At 37.0% G+C, this 18870-nt stretch carries 19 protein-coding genes, 1 tRNA gene and 1 pseudogene; 6 read left to right on the top strand and 15 right to left on the bottom strand.

The window, feature by feature from the left end:
- Positions 1–17 precede the first annotated feature (17 nt).
- The gene (gene menD / locus A9501_RS06010; RefSeq protein WP_048953826.1) at positions 18–1724 is read right to left on the bottom strand and encodes a 2-succinyl-5-enolpyruvyl-6-hydroxy-3-cyclohexene-1-carboxylic-acid synthase; all 1707 of its coding nucleotides are present in this window, start codon (positions 1722–1724) and stop codon (positions 18–20) included.
- Positions 1705–3009, bottom strand: coding sequence for an isochorismate synthase (locus tag A9501_RS06005; protein WP_065265288.1), 1305 nt, complete (start codon positions 3007–3009; stop codon positions 1705–1707). The genes menD and A9501_RS06005 overlap by 20 nt, the downstream gene beginning before the upstream one ends.
- A gap of 156 nt (positions 3010–3165) precedes the next feature.
- Between A9501_RS06005 and A9501_RS05995 the strand changes: the two genes are divergently transcribed.
- The gene (locus tag A9501_RS05995) at positions 3166–4380 is read left to right on the top strand and encodes a pyridoxal phosphate-dependent aminotransferase (protein WP_065265287.1); all 1215 of its coding nucleotides are present in this window, start codon (positions 3166–3168) and stop codon (positions 4378–4380) included.
- A 58-nt stretch (positions 4381–4438) separates the two neighbouring features.
- Here A9501_RS05995 and mtgA read toward each other — a convergent pair whose 3' ends face one another.
- The 9 genes and pseudogenes from mtgA to A9501_RS05955 all read right to left on the bottom strand — a co-directional run bounded on the left by mtgA (position 4439) and on the right by A9501_RS05955 (position 9753).
- On the bottom strand, positions 4439–5188 hold the full coding sequence (gene mtgA / locus A9501_RS05990; RefSeq protein WP_373454864.1) for a monofunctional biosynthetic peptidoglycan transglycosylase: 750 nt from the start codon (positions 5186–5188) through the stop codon (positions 4439–4441).
- Positions 5166–5471, bottom strand: coding sequence for a trp operon repressor (trpR, locus tag A9501_RS05985; RefSeq protein ID WP_048953822.1), 306 nt, complete (start codon positions 5469–5471; stop codon positions 5166–5168). The genes mtgA and trpR overlap by 23 nt, the downstream gene beginning before the upstream one ends.
- Positions 5472–5502: 31 nt before the next feature.
- Positions 5503–6237: a transglycosylase SLT domain-containing protein gene (locus A9501_RS09920; RefSeq protein ID WP_441294760.1), complete on the bottom strand. Its 735-nt coding sequence runs from the start codon at positions 6235–6237 to the stop codon at positions 5503–5505.
- 32 nt (positions 6238–6269) lie between these two features.
- A pseudogene (locus tag A9501_RS09915) lies at positions 6270–6771 on the bottom strand (lytic murein transglycosylase); the annotation flags it as partial.
- Between the two features lie 627 nt (positions 6772–7398).
- Positions 7399–7695, bottom strand: a complete 297-nt coding sequence (locus A9501_RS05975) for a YciI family protein (RefSeq protein ID WP_048953820.1) — start codon at positions 7693–7695, stop codon at positions 7399–7401.
- An 11-nt stretch (positions 7696–7706) separates the two neighbouring features.
- Positions 7707–8189, bottom strand: a complete 483-nt coding sequence (gene yciA / locus A9501_RS05970) for an acyl-CoA thioester hydrolase YciA (RefSeq protein ID WP_065265285.1) — start codon at positions 8187–8189, stop codon at positions 7707–7709.
- Positions 8189–8746 (bottom strand): septation protein A, encoded by a 558-nt coding sequence (locus tag A9501_RS05965; RefSeq protein ID WP_048953818.1) that lies wholly within the window; start codon positions 8744–8746, stop codon positions 8189–8191. Before A9501_RS05965 ends, yciA begins: the two co-directional genes overlap by 1 nt.
- Positions 8747–8748: 2 nt before the next feature.
- Positions 8749–9486: a hypothetical protein gene (locus A9501_RS05960; protein WP_065265284.1), complete on the bottom strand. Its 738-nt coding sequence runs from the start codon at positions 9484–9486 to the stop codon at positions 8749–8751.
- Positions 9487–9663: 177 nt separating this feature from the next.
- A tRNA-Ser gene (locus A9501_RS05955) sits at positions 9664–9753 on the bottom strand.
- A 180-nt stretch (positions 9754–9933) separates the two neighbouring features.
- Here A9501_RS05955 and A9501_RS05950 point away from each other — a divergent pair.
- The 5 genes from A9501_RS05950 to A9501_RS05930 are packed head-to-tail and all read left to right on the top strand — an operon-like array spanning position 9934 to position 14031.
- Positions 9934–10596 (top strand): Bax inhibitor-1/YccA family membrane protein, encoded by a 663-nt coding sequence (locus tag A9501_RS05950; protein WP_005635459.1) that lies wholly within the window; start codon positions 9934–9936, stop codon positions 10594–10596.
- A gap of 59 nt (positions 10597–10655) precedes the next feature.
- Positions 10656–11720 carry a YcjF family protein gene (locus A9501_RS05945; RefSeq protein WP_065265283.1) on the top strand — a complete coding sequence of 355 codons (1065 nt, stop codon included), beginning with the start codon at positions 10656–10658 and terminating at the stop codon, positions 11718–11720.
- Complete coding sequence (locus A9501_RS05940) at positions 11720–12394, top strand: TIGR01621 family pseudouridine synthase (protein ID WP_065265282.1); 675 nt, start codon at positions 11720–11722, stop codon at positions 12392–12394. Before A9501_RS05945 ends, A9501_RS05940 begins: the two co-directional genes overlap by 1 nt.
- Before the next feature lie 47 nt (positions 12395–12441).
- Positions 12442–13245 (top strand): exodeoxyribonuclease III, encoded by an 804-nt coding sequence (gene xthA, locus A9501_RS05935; RefSeq protein ID WP_065265281.1) that lies wholly within the window; start codon positions 12442–12444, stop codon positions 13243–13245.
- A 9-nt stretch (positions 13246–13254) separates the two neighbouring features.
- Positions 13255–14031 carry a TIGR01619 family protein gene (locus A9501_RS05930; protein ID WP_065246871.1) on the top strand — a complete coding sequence of 259 codons (777 nt, stop codon included), beginning with the start codon at positions 13255–13257 and terminating at the stop codon, positions 14029–14031.
- Positions 14032–14083: 52 nt separating this feature from the next.
- On the opposite strand, the gene mreD is transcribed toward A9501_RS05930, so the two are convergent.
- From mreD to A9501_RS05910, 4 genes are all read right to left on the bottom strand, one after another.
- Positions 14084–14572 carry a rod shape-determining protein MreD gene (mreD, locus tag A9501_RS05925; protein WP_065265280.1) on the bottom strand — a complete coding sequence of 163 codons (489 nt, stop codon included), beginning with the start codon at positions 14570–14572 and terminating at the stop codon, positions 14084–14086.
- Positions 14572–15627, bottom strand: coding sequence for a rod shape-determining protein MreC (gene mreC, locus A9501_RS05920; protein WP_065265279.1), 1056 nt, complete (start codon positions 15625–15627; stop codon positions 14572–14574). The genes mreD and mreC overlap by 1 nt, the downstream gene beginning before the upstream one ends.
- A gap of 79 nt (positions 15628–15706) precedes the next feature.
- A complete protein-coding gene (locus A9501_RS05915) occupies positions 15707–16762 on the bottom strand; it encodes a rod shape-determining protein (RefSeq protein WP_065265278.1) in 1056 nt (351 codons plus the stop codon).
- A gap of 134 nt (positions 16763–16896) precedes the next feature.
- Complete coding sequence (locus A9501_RS05910) at positions 16897–18675, bottom strand: ABC transporter ATP-binding protein/permease (RefSeq protein ID WP_065265277.1); 1779 nt, start codon at positions 18673–18675, stop codon at positions 16897–16899.
- Positions 18676–18870 lie beyond the last annotated feature (195 nt).

The following is an 18870-nucleotide window of genomic DNA, read 5'->3' as shown; positions in this document are numbered from 1 at the left end:
GCCCGCCTACAGAATACTTAAGCACCAATCACTGCGTGGCTAATTTGCTCGATTAAGCGTTTATACAAACTGCTACCATCACTCGGATTCGTTTTAATTTCAATTAACGTTGCCTTGCGACGACTATAAGCCTGTTTAACAACAGAATTAAGATCTGCCCAAGTATAAGGATGAGCGTATTTAAGATCGAACATTGCCGCGATTTGAGAAAAATCGCCATTATGCGGTAATCGATAGAACTGATCTTTGACTTCTTCATCCACAGGTAACATATCAAAAATAGCACCGCCATTATTATTGATCACAAAGATTACCGTTGGTTGCGTAACGTTTTTGAATAATGCGAAAGAATTCAAATCATATAAAGTGGACGTATCGCCAATCACCGCAACAACAGGTTTATTTGAACCAATACCAATTCCCGCAGCAGTAGCCAACAAACCATCAATTCCACTCGCGCCACGATTCGTATAAACAGGATAACTTTCTGGTAATTGCGTTAGCGCATCAACCAGACGAACAAGTAAACTATTACCTAAAAATAAAACACCGTTATAAGGTAAAAGTGTTGGTAAACGTAATGCAAGCGAGGCTTCCGTTAAATTTCCGCCTACTTGCTGTTCAATAAAGGTCGCACAGAACTTAGATAAAGCTAACGGCTCAAGCAACCAAGGCTTTTGGCGTAAAGGAGGATGCGCACGCAACCAATGATGTGCTTTAGCATTAAATCTTGTCAATGAATGATGGTAAGGATCCAATGCTTTACCGCTTTGTTCAACCAACCAAAACTCACCTTTAAACGCCTGTAAGAATTGATTAATTCGTTTACTAATAAAGCGTGCACCAAATTGAATAACAATATCAGCTTGCAGAAGTTTTTCACGAACAGTTTGGTTTGCTAGCCAAATATCTTCATAAGGCGTCGTTGGAACAACACCGGATTGAATATCCGTCAGTAATACCCAGCCCATAGCGCTTGCCCAAGAATTAATGCCCATTGCTTGTTCTGCAGGTAATTGACCAACCACAACGACACCACGTTTGGTACGCCAATGATCCCAGTTCTCATGTATTAATACTTCGTTCTGTTGCGCTTCCACATTCATCCAAGGCTTAGTTTGAATTAACCAGCGCTGTAACGTCTGAAGCCAAGGGTGAGAATCTACTTCCTCATCAGTTGCATCATAAAGTGGCTCGGCAAATGGCACATTAATATGAACAACGCCACCCTGTTGTTTTTGTTGAAAGGCAGCCTGTTCAAGTAGAGAAATCAACCATTGCGCAGAATAATCCTCGTTCGGTTTAGGTAAATTAACATTTGCAACTGGATACTGACCAAACATATTTTGCTGCAAAATAGCCTGATTTGCACCGCACTCCCAAAGTTCTGGTGGACGATCAGCAGTTAAAACAAATAGATTAACACCAGTTTGGCGTGCTTCAATAATTGCGGGATAAAGGTTTGCAGTCGCCGTGCCTGATGTAACAATAATTGCAACAGGTGATTGAGTTGCCTTAGCAATACCCAAGGCAAAAAAACCTAAACCACGTTCATCAAAATGCGTATGACAAGTGACTGAACCCGCATTTTGCAAACGTACGGCTTCAAGAGTTAAAGGTGTCGAACGCGAACCTGGCGCGATACAAACGTGAGAAATGCCTTGGCGTACCAAGGTTTCTAAAATCACTTTCGACCAACAACGATTAAACACGCTTACCGACATTTTTTTCTCCGTTATCATTTTCTTCTGCAAACAAGGAAATCAACCCTGCCGCTTTACGTTCAATTTCTTTCCATTCTTCCAATGGCTGCGAGCCCGCCACAATGCCAGCGCCAGCAAATACTCGAATACGATGACCTTCAATAAAGGCAGAACGAATCGCCACACAAAACTCTGAACATACATCACTCATCACCCCCAATGTTCCCGCATACCAGCCTCGATCAAAGGTTTCAATTTCTGACAAACTCATTTTGGCTTGTTGCTGTGGCAAACCAGATACCGCAGCTGTAGGATGAATCGCTTTTAATATATTTACATCTGCATAATGTGCGGACAAATTTGCACGAATTTTACGAATCAAATGTTGTACTTTACGTAACGGTTTCAATTCCACATTGCTTACATCAAAACTTTCTACTTGCTTACGTAAATTCTGCGAAATATCTTCTACGACCAACCAATTTTCTTTTAAATTTTTCTCGTCATTTAATAACCAATTAGCTTGAGATTGCGTTTCTTCCTCACTTTCAGAAACCGATGCTGTCCCCGCCAAAGCTTCGGTTAGCAACAAGTTATACTCACGAGCAAATAGGCGTTCTGGCGTAGAACCGACAAAAACTGAATGAGGATGTTCAGCCCACAAAAAATGATAACAACCTTGATTTTGTTGTTCGCTTTCAGCTAAAAAATCGTACGCATTAATCGCTTGCTTTAAATGAAAAGTAGTTTCATTGGCTAATACAATTTTTGTCAGTTCCCCACTTTTAATTTCTACCAAAGCCTGATTTACCCAATCACACCAAGTTCTTTCGTTAGCTCTAGGCTCTGTATGCAAAGGAATCTGTTTTGGCAAAGCAGAAAGTGCGGTGAGATTTTCAAAAGTTTTGAGGTGGGCTAAAGTATCATTCGCACTTTGCTCATCTTTCACAAAAAATGATACCAATGCACCTTTCTCACCCTGTTCAACAAGAATTTTGGGTAATACAAATTGTGCAGCACCTTGAAATTGCAAACCACCGACTAATGGAAAACCACTTTCTTTGATAAATTCTTGAGCTAAATTTAACTGTGAAAATGACCGCACTTCACCCATAGCAGCTAATGCCTTTGCTTCATCTCGAAAATGTAAATAAAATTGTGGATACGCAGATTGACCTTTCAGCCACGCCAACAAATCGACCTTGTCCAGTTTCACCTGAAAACGGACAAGTTCATTCGTTGATTGCTGTAAATATGCGTAAATTTGCGATTTTAACTCGCCTATTGCCTGCGCTAAATAACTCATTAGATTTTGTTTTAAATACACAAAAAATTAGCCGTATTCTACCGCAGATTGTTAATGACAAAAAATTTTTTTACAAAATCTTTTCAATATTGAAAATTCAGCGTAAATTAACCGCACTTTTCTCGAAAAATTTATTAGAAACAAAAGGATTTCACTATGCGATTATTCCCAAAATCCGACAAATTAGAACACGTATGTTATGACATTCGCGGGCCAGTACACAAAGAAGCACTACGCTTAGAAGAAGAAGGCAATAAAATTTTAAAACTTAATATCGGCAATCCCGCACCTTTCGGCTTTGAAGCACCCGATGAAATTTTGGTTGACGTATTACGTAATTTGCCGTCAGCGCAAGGCTACTGTGATTCAAAAGGTTTATATTCTGCTCGTAAAGCCATTGTTCAATATTATCAATCAAAAGGGATTCATGGCGCGACAGTCAATGATGTGTATATTGGTAACGGCGTCTCTGAGCTTATTACAATGGCCATGCAAGCATTACTCAATGATGGTGATGAAGTACTCGTGCCGATGCCTGATTATCCGCTTTGGACTGCTGCGGTAACACTTTCTGGCGGCAAGGCTGTTCATTACCTTTGTGATGAAGAAGCAAATTGGTTTCCCGCTATTGATGATATTAAAGACAAGGTGAATGCGAAGACTAAAGCGATTGTCATCATCAACCCTAATAACCCAACTGGCGCGGTGTACAGCAAAGAATTATTGCAAGAAATTGTGGAAATCGCTCGCCAAAATAATTTGATTATCTTCGCAGACGAAATCTACGACAAAATTTTATATGATGGCGCAGTACATCATCACATTGCCGCACTTGCTCCTGATTTATTAACCGTTACGCTGAATGGTTTATCAAAAGCTTATCGAGTTGCAGGCTTCCGCCAAGGCTGGATGATTTTGAACGGACCAAAACATAATGCGAAAGGTTATATTGAAGGCTTGGATATGCTGGCATCAATGCGTTTATGCGCTAACGTACCAATGCAACATGCAATTCAAACTGCACTTGGTGGCTATCAAAGTATTAATGAATTTATTTTACCGGGCGGCAGATTACTTGAGCAACGCAATAAAGCCTATGATCTCATCACTCAAATTCCAGGCATTACTTGCGTGAAACCAATGGGGGCGATGTATATGTTCCCGAAAATTGATGTGAAAAAATTCAATATTCACAGTGATGAAAAAATGGTACTAGATTTGCTCCGCCAAGAAAAAGTACTACTTGTGCACGGTAAAGGATTTAATTGGCATTCACCTGATCACTTCCGTGTTGTGACTCTTCCTTATGTAAATCAGCTTGAAGAAGCCATTACAAAATTAGGAAGATTTTTGGAAAGTTATCATCAGTAACAATGATGTTGAACGGGATTTAAAAAGGGGGAGGACTAGAATCATTCCCCTTTTTATATTATAAACCGTTGAGATATTCGGTACCTAAATTTCTCATTTGACGCAATATCCATGCTTGTTTTTTACGTATTAAAGCACTTGGTTTATTCGCATTATAAATAATCGGGTTAGGTAAAATAGCGGCAAGAAGCGCAGCTTCATTTGAGGTTAAATTTTTTGCGGACTTTTTGAAATAATAGTGACTTGCTGCTTCAATACCGAATATTCCATTACCAAACTCAGCAATATTTAAATAGACTTCTAAAATTCTTTTTTTAGACCAAGTGATTTCGAGTAGTAGGGTTGCAGGAACTTCTAATCCTTTACGTAACCAATTTTGCCCATGCCAAAGAATGAGATTTTTTGCAGTTTGCTGAGAGATTGTAGAGGCACCACGAACCCTTTTGGGAGATTTTTCGTTGTATTTTATGGCTCGTTGAATCGCCTCAAAATCAAAACCAAAGTGATCAGGAAAGCGTTGATCTTCAGATGCAATAACAGCGAGTTGAACAGAAGGGGATATGTTTTCTAAATTCACCCAATCATATTGCGTTTTATAACGAAAATCACCTTGTAGAATATGCCCAATTTTTTGTTGTACCATATAGGCTGAAAAGGGGATAGGCAGAAAACGAAAAATGAATAAAAAAATAAAAATGGTGAGGAAAAATAGAAAGGCAACGCGTTGCCAATTTTTTTGCCACCATTGGGGAAGAGATAAGTGAGACAGTGCGGTAAAAATCCGTTTACTTTTTTTCAATGTTATCAAGATGTTCTTTCACCCATTTCATAAAATCTGAGTCCATTATTTTTATCATATTAGAACCACGTGTAATAGTGGCGGCACTTGTATTCAAATTTTGTTGAATTTCACGTTGAGAAAGATTTTTATCCAATAATTGTGAAACAATTTGTAGGCGTAATCCCACTGCGTCGCGCTCGTCAGCAGTTAATAACAAGGTTAGCAATTCTTGAGCTTTGTTTTCTTTAAAAGCAGTCTGTAGCATGGACAAAAATGCATTCCATTGTTCTAAATTGCGACTAATATACATGTTATCACCTTACACTATTAAACTAGTGCGTTTAGTATAGCCGATCCCATTCTTCTTGGCTAAACATTTGTGGATTTTCTTTTTGTTGTAAAATTTGATAGTAAAAATCGTAGACAATAGTATTTTGAACATAATCACGAGTTTCATAAAACGGAATTGATGCGACAAATTCATCTAATGTTAGCTTATTATTGGCACGGTAGAGCCATTGATTTACTCGATTTGTACCTGCATTGTAAGATGCGGCAATTAATATTCTATTATTTGGATACAGGTTATTAAGGTCATTCAAATGTGCCGTTCCGAGCAAAATATTATTTAATGGCTTAAATAAATCTTGTTCATTTAAATATGGAATTTGATTATTTTCAGCAGTTAATTTAGCGGTTGCTGGTAAAAGTTGCATGAGTCCTTTGGCATTTGCTGATGATAGAGCCATTGGATTCCAAGCGCTTTCCTGACGAGCAATAGCCATAGAAAAGGTTTTACTGATGTTTAAGTTCTTTAACGCAATATCAAAATAATCAGAATAAGCGTTTGGCAGACGCAAATTAAGATAATCCCAAGCTTTAGCGACAATGGTACTATCAACTGACAATTCATACCATTGTTGTTCTTGTGCATATTTTGCAAGTTTTAGCTGTGTATTGAAATCAGTATTATCTAATAATACTCTCCAACGTTGTTTGGCTAATCCGTATCGCCCCAGCTCACGTAATTCAGAAATTATATTAAATGCGCTCTCAAATGATTTTTGTTCTTCTATGCTAAGATTAGGTGAGTGAGGGATGTCAAATTTATAAATTTTTTTTAATTGAGCAGCTGCCAACATAGGATAAAAACCACGTTCTTGAGAAAGCGCGGTAAGTTTTTCTGTTATATTTTGTTTATCATTTTTGGCTATCCAGTAACGCCATTCTTGTTTTTCTTTTGCTGTATCAGAAAGCAAAGAAAGCCAGGGGGTGAGGTCATTTTTTTGCCAGATAGCCATTCGTAAACGACGTTCAGTAAGATTATCGGTTTTTAATTGAGTTATTTGTGTATCCCGCCATGCTTGGAAATGAGTATTTTCGTTATCAAAAAAACGTGTCAAAAATGCGATTTTCCATTGTTTTAGCTCATCTTCTGAAAGTCGCCAAATTTCAGCCCATTGTTGATAAGGTACAAAACTTGGGTTCTGTATTTTTTCTGGACGTGTTTTTAGATACCGAGGGAAGGCCTCAAGTAAAACATCTTTTTTTAAGGTAGAGGGATCGCTATTTTCTATAATTTCAGGTAACTTAGCCGGATCCTCTATTTGAACCACTTTATCCTGTAAATCTTTATTTTGTATAGTTTGACCTGAAATATCCTTGGAATCACTGATAAGATTTTTCAATTTTTGTTTTAACTCTTTCAATGATTTGGTTATAAATAGGGGATTTTGAGCGATAAGTTTGTCGAGTTCATTGTTTGCCAGAGATATATTTTTTTCATCATTAGATTTCAAAAATCGAATTTTTGTTTCCCAAAAACGTAAAATAAGATCCATTTGTAAAGGATACTCTGGGATTGATCTAATTAAATTCTTCGTAAGTTCTTGGGTGTTTTCAGAAAATTGTTGATTTTTAACCGCACTTTTTAATAGGTTTTCAATTTGCAAGAAAGTCTCACGTTGCGCTAAGTGAGTCAAATACGATTGGTGTTGTGTTTGTTTCCAAATTTGCTTTTCTTGTTCTAGATTAATAACGGAGGGATTATTGGTTATAGGAGGCTCTTCAGCCAATGTGGAAAGTATAGTAAAAACAGTGAGGAAAATAAGAACTTGTTTTTTCATAGAATGAAATGTTTTTTATTCATGGAATCGTATATGAGTGTGTGAAATATACTGATTTCACACACATTTTTATTTTTGGATAAGCCTTTCGAATTCACATATCTAGAAATGCTAAAACACTTTTTTGAATGGTTTTATAATTACTTCACCGTATACGCCTGCTTCCACATAAGGATCTTGCGCAGCCCAATTTTTGGCTGCTTGCAGGTTTTCAAATTGTGCAATGACTGTTGAACCTGTAAAACCTGCTTCACCAGGATTTTCATCATCAATTGCTGGATTTGGGCCAGCAATGAGTAGACGATTTTCTTTTTGAAGTTGTTTTAAGCGGGCTAAATGTTGCTCACGCACGGCAAGACGTTTTTCTAACGTATTTGGAATATCTTGAGCAAAAATAACGTAGTACATAATGGCTCCCTTTATTGATTAGTTTGTTCAGATTCAAGTTCTGCAATCAAAGCTAGTGCTTTTTCTAATTCATGATTATTTTCACGCGGAATTGTACGTGATTTACCATTGCTATCGACAGCAACAAAAGTAAATACTGCATCTGTCACGCAATAGCGTTCACCAATAGGTTCACTAGCAACTTTTTTTACCCAAACTTCTACTTTTATTTTAATGGATGAACGGCCTATTTTTAGACATTGGCCGTAACAACAAACGACATCTCCAACTGAAATAGGCTTGATGAAATTCATACTTTCAACAGCAACGGTTACGACTCGACCATGAGCTATTTCTTTAGCTAAAATTGCTCCCCCCATATCCATTTGAGACATAATCCAACCGCCGAATATATCACCATTGGCGTTAGTGTTTGATGGCATTGCAAGTGTTCTTAATAAGAGAACACCTTTTGACTGTCGCCCGTTTTTATCAATAAGAAAATTAGAAGACATTATTTTTCTCCGTCTTTTGAATGCGTTTTATCTTTGGGTAAATAGCGATAAATATATGCACCTGAAATAAGAGTCGCGATCACAGTCATTCCAAGAATACCAAAAGATTTGAAATCTACCCATGCCTCTTCTGACATATTATGGCTAATATAAATATTTACCAACATACAAATAATAAAAAATAGTGCCCAGCCGAGATTTAGAGTATTCCATACTTTATCTGGTAATTGCACTTCTTTTCCTAGTAACTTTTTTACTAAGGGTATTTTAAATTGGAATTGTGCAATTAATAAAATAATAGCAAATAATGCATTAATAATTGTTACTTTCCATTGAAGATAGCGAATTTCATTGAAATATGCAGTTAATAAACCGAAGAAAATAACTGAACCAGCCATGATTTTTTGTTGTTTTTCAATTTTGCTATATTTCCATTTCAAAACAATTAGCTGAATAATGGTTGCGATCACAAGTACGATGGCTGCATCGCGTACGCCGGCAAGTTTGTATGTAACAAAAAATAGTACTAAAGGGATAAATTCAAGTAGTTGTTTCATCTTTATTCTTCCTTTATAAATAAACTATAAAAGCGATAAGTTATTACTAACATAAAAACATTTAATACGGCGCTAAGGATGCTGATTACCATATCAAATAATACATTATTTGAAAATGTAGTAAGTTGGAAAACTAGGATAGGAGCTAGGAAATAAACCAATAGTGTATAAATAAATAATACATTCTTACGAGAACTTCCTTTAATCCAAATTTTTTGGATTGTTTGTTTTATATCATCTTGGGTTGAAAGGTAGTGTACTGCAGTTAAATTTAAGCGTACAAAGAACCATATTCCTACGAGCATTGCGATAAGTGATATTATTGATGGAGAGGATTTTGTTAATAATGCAGCGAATGCCTCACTTAATCCAAGTAGCATTGGGGCTGTCATGAGTAAATTAAGTACAATAACACCAAGAAAACGACGTAATGCGAGAGTAAACGCTTTAGTTAAAGTTTGGTAGTTTTGCTGGCTAATACTATGGATTGAAATGAGTCCCCATGCAGAGATAAAACTTGTTAAAAGTTGTGTGATAACAATAGAAAAGGCTATGTTTTCAATATTTATATTGGCTAGTTCACTTAAATTACTATGGGATTCATTATTGAGTGGGGAGCTTAATAGTGCTCCTACATTTTGTGAAATAAATAAAATTAAGACAAATTGAAACATGACTTTTTGTTGGTTTCTAAAAAAATTCCAACTATCTTGTAATATGTGGGTAAAGTTGATTTGCATGGGGTGTTCTCTATAAAAATGTGTGGTGATTATACAGGGTTTGTTTGGGATTGTCTTAAATTGTAAAAATTACCATATTCGTTTATATTAAACTATAATCAAGCTTACAGGCGAAAAGATGGCTTACAAAATGTAAAAATCCCTAAGCCTTTCGACTTAGGGATTTTTCAATTCTGATGGCGGAGGAATAGGGATTCGAACCCTAGGAGGGCGTAAACCCTCGCCGGTTTTCAAGACCGGTGCCTTCAACCACTCGACCATTCCTCCGTGATTGATGGGCGTAGTATAATGAATATTTTATTGATGTAAACAGAAATCTCATGATTTAAGTTTAGGTGATGATAATTTATTCATTTTGATGAAATTAATTCTATCAATACCATTGACTTTTTTACCTCTAGCCCTTACTTTACAGGAGACTTTTTACTTATTTTACAAGGAGCTTTTATGCAATCACGTCTTATTGTGGATGCGCAGCAGGAATCGCTACTCAGCACACATAAAGTGTTGCGTAACACATATTTTTTATTGGGATTAACAATGGCATTTTCAGCGGTTGTTGCGTTTATTTCAATGAGTCTAAACTTGCCATATCCAAATATTATTGTGTTATTAGTGGGTTTTTATGGCTTACTTTTCTTAACAAATAAATTAGCTGATCGCCCTGCAGGTATTTTGGCGGCCTTTGCTTTCACTGGGTTTATGGGATACACCATCGGGCCAATTTTAAATATGTATGTGGCACGTGGAATGGAAGATTTGATTATGCTTGCATTCGCTGGAACTGCAATTGTGTTCTTCGCATGTTCAGCTTATGTGTTAACCACGAAAAAAGATATGTCATTCTTATCAAGCGCAATGTTTGCATTATTTATTGTGCTATTGCTTGGTATGGTGGCGAGTTTCTTCTTCCAAATTCCTGCGTTATCAGTCGCAATTAGTGCATTATTTGTTGTGTTCTCTACAATGACTATTTTGTATGAAACGAGTAATATCATCCATGGTGGTGAAACGAATTACATTCGCGCAACAGTGAATATTTATGTTTCAATCTACAATTTATTCTTGAGTTTATTAAGATTACTTTCTATCTTCTCAAGCGATGAATAATGATTGAATTTTGACGTTGTGACCCCACTTTTCAGTGGGGTTATTTTTTGGAATAGGCAATGGAAAAACAAATTTTTGAACATGCAGTCAACGTTGAGGAAGAACAATATCAGCCTAAGCAAGAGTTTCATTATGTAGAAACAAAGCTGGATGAACCCTTGGAAGGGGAATTACTTGATGCTCAACTTGAACAGGCATTGAAACCAAAATCAGGTTTTGGAAAAACTTTATTAAAATTTACCGCACTTTTATTTGGTGCTGCGACAGTTGCTCAATCCGTGCAGTGGATTTGGGATAGCTATCAACAGCATCAATGGATTTATCTTGCTTTTGCTTTAGTTAGTTTAATTGTCATTTTATTGGGTATTAAAGAGATTATTGGTGAGTGGCGACGTTTAGTTCGTTTAAAAAAACGTGAGCAATTGCAACAACAAAGTCAGCAAATTTGGTTAGAGAGTGCGGTAAAAAATGGTGATGTTTTTTCTGTTCATAACGCAGAAAAAAGTAAAGTGCTTTGCTTAGATATTGCAAAATCTCTACGTTTGGAAAATGATTCTCCAGAGGTAATTCAATGGCAACACCAATTAAATGAAGCTTATTCTGCGCAAGAAATTACTCATTTATTCAGTCGTAATGTTTTGTCTACTTTTGATTCACAAGCTAAAAAATTGATTAGTAAAATGGCCGCAGAATCAGCTGTGATTGTCGCGATTAGTCCGCTTGCTGTGGTGGATATGTTTTTTATTGCGTGGAGAAATCTTCGATTAATGAATAAGATTGCTGAGATTTATGGAATTGAATTAGGGTATTTTTCACGTATTCGATTGTTAAGAATGGTATTGGTCAATATTGCTTTTGCTGGAGCAACCGAAGTGGCACAAGATATTGGAATGGATTGGTTTTCTCAAGATGTAACAGCAAAACTTTCTGCGCGCATAGCTCAAGGAATCGGCGTGGGATTGCTCACTGCTAGATTAGGCGTGAAAGCAATGGAGCTTTGTCGCCCATTAGCATTTCAATTAAATGAAAAACCAAAGCTCTCACATATTCAACAGGAATTACTTAGCTCGGTGAAAGATATTGTTCTCGGTAAAAATAAAATTTACAAAAAGGAGCAAGTTTGATGAAAATCGAGGTTGTTTATCAACATAGCGATTTTATTATTATCAACAAGCCGGAAGGTATTAGCGTTCATAAAGATCAAGCAGAACAAGGTTTAACAGGACTTGTTGCAAAACAACTGAATGTGCCTCAAGTCTGGTTAGTTCATCGCTTGGATAAAGTTACATCGGGTTTATTGATTTTGGCATTGAATACTGAAAGTGCGGCTGAATTTTCACGACTTTTTTCTGAACATAAAATTCATAAAACGTATTTGGCATTAAGTAACCAAAAGCCTAAAAAGAAACAAGGTTTGATTATCGGGGATATGAAGAAAGCTCGAGATGGCGCTTGGAAACTTTGTCAAACAAAAGAAAATCCCGCAATTACGCGTTTTGCAAGTGTAAGCTGTGAACCTAATTTACGTTTATTTATTTTAAAACCACAAACGGGGAAAACGCATCAATTACGTGTTGCGATGAAAAGTTTAGGTAGTCCAATTTTAGGCGATGGACTTTATACTAAAAACATTGAAAAAACTGACCGCACTTATTTGCATGCTGCTCAATTGGAATTTGATTATTTGAATGATTTTATTTCGGTAACTTGTTTACCCTCTCAAGGTCAATTTTGGATTAAATCCAGTGTGTTTGAGCAAATTAAGGCTTATCTGGCAAAGCCGTTTTTATCAAAATAGAAATCTCTGTATAATAAAGACAATTTTACTCTTTAATAGGAACAAAAATGAAATTTATCTCTTTTAATATAAATGGTTTACGTGCTCGACCACATCAACTTGAAGCCATTATTGAAAGATATCAGCCGGATGTAATCGGCTTGCAAGAAATTAAAGTCGCTGATGAGGCTTTTCCTTATGAAATTACAGAAAACTTAGGTTATCACGTATTTCATCACGGGCAGAAAGGTCACTATGGCGTAGCATTATTGACTAAACAAGAACCTAAAGCGGTTCGTCGTGGTTTTTCAACAGACAATGAAGATGCGCAGAAACGCATTATTATGGCTGATCTTGAAACTGATTTTGGTTTGTTGACTGTCATTAATGGCTATTTTCCTCAGGGGGAGAGCCGTGTGCACGAGACTAAATTTCCAGCTAAAGAGAAATTTTATGCAGATCTTCAACAGTATTTAGAAAAAGAACACGACAAATCGAATCCTATTTTAATTATGGGCGATATGAATATTAGCCCAAGTGATTTAGATATTGGTATCGGAGATGAAAATCGTAAACGTTGGTTACGCACGGGTAAATGTTCTTTCTTACCAGAAGAAAGAGCGTGGTATCAACGTTTGTATGATTACGGATTAGAAGACAGTTTCCGTAAGCTGAACCCAACAGCAAATGATAAATTCTCGTGGTTTGATTACCGTTCTAAAGGGTTTGATGATAATCGAGGTTTACGAATTGATCATATTTTAGTAAGCCAAAAATTGGCTGAACGCTGTGTCGATGTGGGCATTGCACTAGATATTCGAGCAATGGAAAAACCTTCTGATCACGCACCGATTTGGGCTGAATTTAAATAGGAAAGCGAAATGGATATGGCTAATTGGCAGAATTATCGTTCTACCGTGAATGGTATGCCCGCCGTGTTTACCGCAAATATTGAAGATGTTGAAAAATATCACGGTAAAGATCTCGATAAAATAGTGCAATTCACTATCGCTTATAAGGCAGATGATGAAACCGGTTTGCCTTCAGAAGTTGAATACGATAAGTTAATTAATCGTGTATTTAAAATTCTGGCACAATTAACCGCACTTCCGAATGTATTTTTTGCGGGACATTTTATTTGTAATTCTCAAGCGAAAATGCATTTTTACTGTGAGCATGAAAATCTTATTGTAGAAACTTTACAACAAATTGATTTTGTTAAAGATATTAATGTGCAAAAGGATTTAAGTTGGGATACTTATTTTGACTTTTTGCTCGCTTCACCATTAGAGATTAAGTTAAATGCAACGGAAGAGTTGCTTGATTTATTGAAAAATAAAGGTCGTGATTTAAGTGATACGTATCTGGTGGAGCATAGTTTTCATTTTGATGAAGAAGAGAAAATGTTCCCTTTTATGGATGAGCTTAGTTTAGGGGATTATTCTTTCACGACATTACAATATTCTGCGCAAGCGATTCAGTTTAATGAAGATGATGAGCCTTATTTCTTGGTGAAATTAGAGCAAGAAATTTCATTAGATAATGGTGAAATTTTTGAACAAGTAGAACGGTTTGAAAAACTGGCTGGACAATTTGCGGGAGAGTATATCGGCTGGGAATGTGATTCTTTGATGGATTCTAATAAGCAGTTGAATTAGTTTTTTAGATACTCGTAAGTCATAAAAAAAGAGAGATATTTATCTCTCTTTTTTAATGTAATTTAACTTTTCGGCGCATTTTACGCATTAATAAAAATACCCATGGCCATAGTATTCCCGATGCTAAAGCCCCAAAAATTTCTTGCCAGTTAAAAAATGCGGTATGTAGGGAGAATTCGACTAAGAAAATAGCTAATCTGACAATAAACACAAACGCAATCACTAAAAGACTTTGAAACCAAAGTGATAAATTTCTGAGTACCAGATAGTTTTTTGCCACAAAATAAATTGTCACAGAAAGGACTAAAGCATGAATGCCTAATGTGGAACCTAGGATTAAATCCCATACAAGCCCTAACAAAAATGTCCATCCAATACTGACTTTATTTGGAATAGCTAGAACCCAGTAAAGTAAAACGAGAACTAACCAAGCAGGCTTAAATGCTTGAAAACCAAGTGGCCAGGGTGCGAGTTCTAGCACTAATGACACCACAAAGAAACTAAAAATAGTGAGCCATTGTAAAATAAAGCGAGTTTGCATTAGTCTTCTTCCCTATGTTCTTGTTGTTCTGACGGTACAGCTTCTTCATTTTGCGGTACATCGGTTGGAATTTCAGGTTCAACCGTTGATTTATCCTTATTTTCCTGAAGATTATCGTCTGTTAACGGGGCTTTTTTTACTTTGTAATCAGCTTCATTCGCTTGGCTTTCTAAACGTTTTTGCACTAAATTACGCACTTCTTCTGGAGACATAGATTTTACTTTAGACATATCTAAATTGCTTGGCCAAAGCAGTAGTACATAGCGCAAGCGTTCAAGGGCGGCGAGAGGTTTAGCTTTGACTGTCGCAAAGTAATTGGAACCATCGCGTGAAACGCTTTGTACAACCGCTACTGGATAGCCTTCAAGGAAACGACCACCAAGACCAGACGTTACAAGTAAGTCGCCTTTTTCAATATCCACAGAACGAGGTACATTATCAAGAGTTAGCTCATCGGTATGCCCTGTACCACTCGCAATGACACGAACATCGTTACGTAGAACTTGTACTGGAATAGAATGAGTGACATCAGTTAAGAGTAGTACTCGGCTGGTGTTCTCGCCCACCGAAATAATTTGACCAATAACGCCTTTTTCATCAATTACAGGCTGACCTACATAAGCACCGTCTTTTTCGCCTTGGTTAATAACAATTTGTTGACGATAAATATCTGTTTCTGCAGTTAAAATTTCAGCAATCTTTTTGTATTCATCGGTGCGTAAAGGGGAATTTAATAATAAACGTAAACGCTGATTCTCGACTTTGAGTTGATCTAGTAAGAGTAAATCGGCATTTTTTTCACGCAATTGTTCGCGTAATACTTTATTTTCGATTTGTAATTTATTGGTATCCACTAAATTATCTGATACCCCATCTAATACTGTACGAGGGCTATTGGCAAGATAATAGAGTCCACCCACTGCAGTTTCCATGGCACTACGAGCTTTAGTCATGGAATTAGTTTGACCATCAGCCAAGATTAAAGAAAGGGAAGCGGCTACAGCTAATAATAATCGAATGCCAAGCGGGGGGGCTTTACCGAAAATAGGCTTCATTAAGCGTCCTACGTTGAGATAAAAAGATTAAAAGGAAAAGTGCGGTCATTTTAACCGCACTTTTTATTTTTGTTCTACATTAAATTTCGTCACTAAAAATGTCGCCACCGTGCATATCGATCATTTCTAACGCTTCACCACCACCGCGAGCAACACAGGTTAATGGATCTTCAGCAATGATGACTGGCACTCCCGATTCTTTAGAAAGGAGAATATCGATATTGCGTAGTAGTGCACCACCACCAGTTAATACCATACCACGCTCAAAAATGTCTGCAGCATGTTCTGGCTGACATTCTTCAAGTGCGGTTCGAACAGCTGCAACAATACCATTTAAGGGCTGTTGAATAGCTTCTAACACATCACGTGAGGTTAAGGTGAATGAACGAGGCGCACCTTCAGCAAGATTATGACCATGCACTTCCATTTCTTTAATTTCATCATCTTCTTGAATGTAGGCTGTACCAATTTCTTGTTTAATGCGTTCAGCAGTAGGTTCACCGATAACAGAACCAAAAGTGCGGCGAACATAAGAAATAATTGCCTCATCAAAACGGTCACCACCGATACGAACTGAAGAAGAATATACGATACCGTTTAAGGAAATAACAGCAACTTCAGTTGTACCGCCACCGATATCAATTACCATAGAACCAACTGCAGTAGAAACAGGTAATTTAGCGCCGATTGCTGCTGCCATTGGTTCTTCAATTAAATATACTTCACGCGCACCAGCACCGATTGCGGATTCTTTAATTGCACGACGTTCTACTTGTGTTGCACCAGCAGGTACACAGACAAGTACACGAGGGCTTGGACGCATAAAATTACCGCTGTGAACTTGTTTGATAAAGTATTGCAACATTTTTTCTGTAACAAAGAAGTCTGCGATTACACCATCTTTCATTGGGCGAATGGCAGCGATGCTTTTTGGTGTACGTCCAAGCATTAATTTTGCTTCTTTACCTACAGCCGCGATGCTTTTTAGTGAACCAACGCGATCTTGTCGAATGGCAACAACCGAAGGCTCATCTAAGACAATACCTTGACCTTTCACATAAATTAATGTGTTTGCAGTACCTAAGTCGATAGAAAGATCATTTGAGAAAAGTCCACGAATTTTTTTAAATAACATAATTATCCTATTCTAAAATCAGAGTTAATTTTGCTTGGCTGAAAAAGTGAAATTATCTCATCGCCAAGCACGCAAAAAAATTGTGCTAAATGTACCAAAAAATGTGTTGAAATTACAGTTGTTTTTCGTGTTTTTTACGTTAGTTGCCACTGGCCTTTATCTTGTAGAGTCAGTTGTTGCTGATGTAAAGCTTTTAGCGTTGAACGGTGGCCAACACTGATTAGCGTGGTTTTTGGTAGCTCTTTTTTTAATAGTTGATACATCGCAAATTCTAAACCTTCATCCATGCTTGCTGTGGCTTCATCTAAGAAGGCTACGGCAGGTTTGTGTAGAATCAAACGAGCAAATGCTAAACGCTGTTGCTCACCAAGCGAAAGAATACGCGTCCAGTCTTGTTCTTTTTCTAATTGTTCAGCCAGATGTCCTAGTTGCACTTTATTTAATATTTCTACCGCTTGCGTATGTGAAATATTGTCTGGCTTATTGGGATAAGTTAATGCTGAAATCAAATTTCCTTGTGGCACATAGGGTTTTTGCGATAAGAAAAGTTGACTGTTTGTTGGGCAAATCACTTCACCTTCTGCGTAGCTCCAAAGTCCAGCAATTGTTCGTAAAAGTGTCGTTTTTCCTGCACCAGATTTTCCTTGAATGAGTAAACTCGTTCCTTGCGGTAGTGTAATATTGAGATTTTCTACCAGAGTGTGACCTAATGGATTTTTAACACTTAAGTTTTTGAAAATCACATCTGTAGGGTGATTGTGTATTTGTGTCTGCGATTCATGATTAACCATTTCAATGGCATAGCTGAAACCAGTTAAACGATCGAGTGTCGCTTTATACCCAGCAAAACTATCGTAAGTATTACGGAAAAATGAAAGATTGCTGTGCAATTTTCCAAATACTTGTAAAGTTTGCATTAAGTCACCGAGTTTTATTTGTTTTTCAAAGTAACGTCCAACTTGAATTAACAACGGAAAAACAACAGAAACTTGACTTACAACTAAGTTAAATCCTGAAAATTTTAGTGTTCTAAATACGATTACCCACATGTTATGGATGACAGAATTGAATTGTTGATAAAGCTGATTTTTTTCTACCTTTTCACCTGCATAAAAAGCAATGCTTTCGGCATATTCTTTTATGCGAATTAAAGAATAACGGTAGTTTGCGTTTAGGCGTTCATTAATAAAATTCAATGATATTAATGGACGACCGAGCCAAAATGCGATGAGGGTAGTGAAAATGACATAGCCAAACACTAAGAACACCATCATGTGTGGAATTTCCACGCCAAGTACCATCATAGGACCCGCTAATCCCCATAACAAAATTGTGTAAGAGATCATCGAAGTGACCGCATCAATCACTCCGGTGCTTAAAGAAAGCGTGGTTTTTACATAAGATTGGACATCTTGTTGAATACGTTGATCGGGGTTATCTAGATTTTCTGATAAATACTGTGTTTTGTAATAGGCTCGGTGTGCCATCCATTTATCAACAAGCTGTTCGTTAAGCCACTCAATCCAGTTGATGACGAAACGTTGCTCTAAATAATAGCTTACTAATGCTGCTGAAACAGAACTTGCGGCAATGACGCAGAACAAGCCCATTTGTTGCCAAAATACATGTTCATTAAATTCTTGCAATGATGTGTACATATTTTTGTACCACTCAGAATGTACAAGGCTGATACGCACACTGAGTAATGTCATCGCAACGATAAGCAGAAAGAATAGGATAGGTTTGATGCTGCGTTTAGGTGAAAGATAGCCACCTGCAAACATCCAAAATTGTTTTCCCCATTGGGTAAAACGCACCAAAAGAAAAATGCCAAAACTAAAGACGACAGAGGTGATGGCTAGCGTTTGCAAAATCCAAATAAGAGAAGTAATGGCTTCTTGGCCGTAATCCATAAATATTCCATCCGAGATAAAAGTGCGGTGAAAAATAACCGCACTTTTTGTAAAAGGGTCAAAAATTTTCGGTATTGTAGAGTCTATGCTCAATTTCGCAAGAAAAAATGTGACGAACGTAGCATTTTTTGAGTTTGGTTAAGGTTTTCAAAAAACAACTTGGATATAATCCGAAGGAGTTAAATTTCATTTTTA

Source organism: Haemophilus sp. CCUG 66565 (assembly GCF_001679495.1).
GTDB classification, from domain to species: domain Bacteria; phylum Pseudomonadota; class Gammaproteobacteria; order Enterobacterales; family Pasteurellaceae; genus Haemophilus; species Haemophilus haemolyticus_K.
This window is presented reverse-complemented; position numbering and strand designations above follow the sequence as displayed.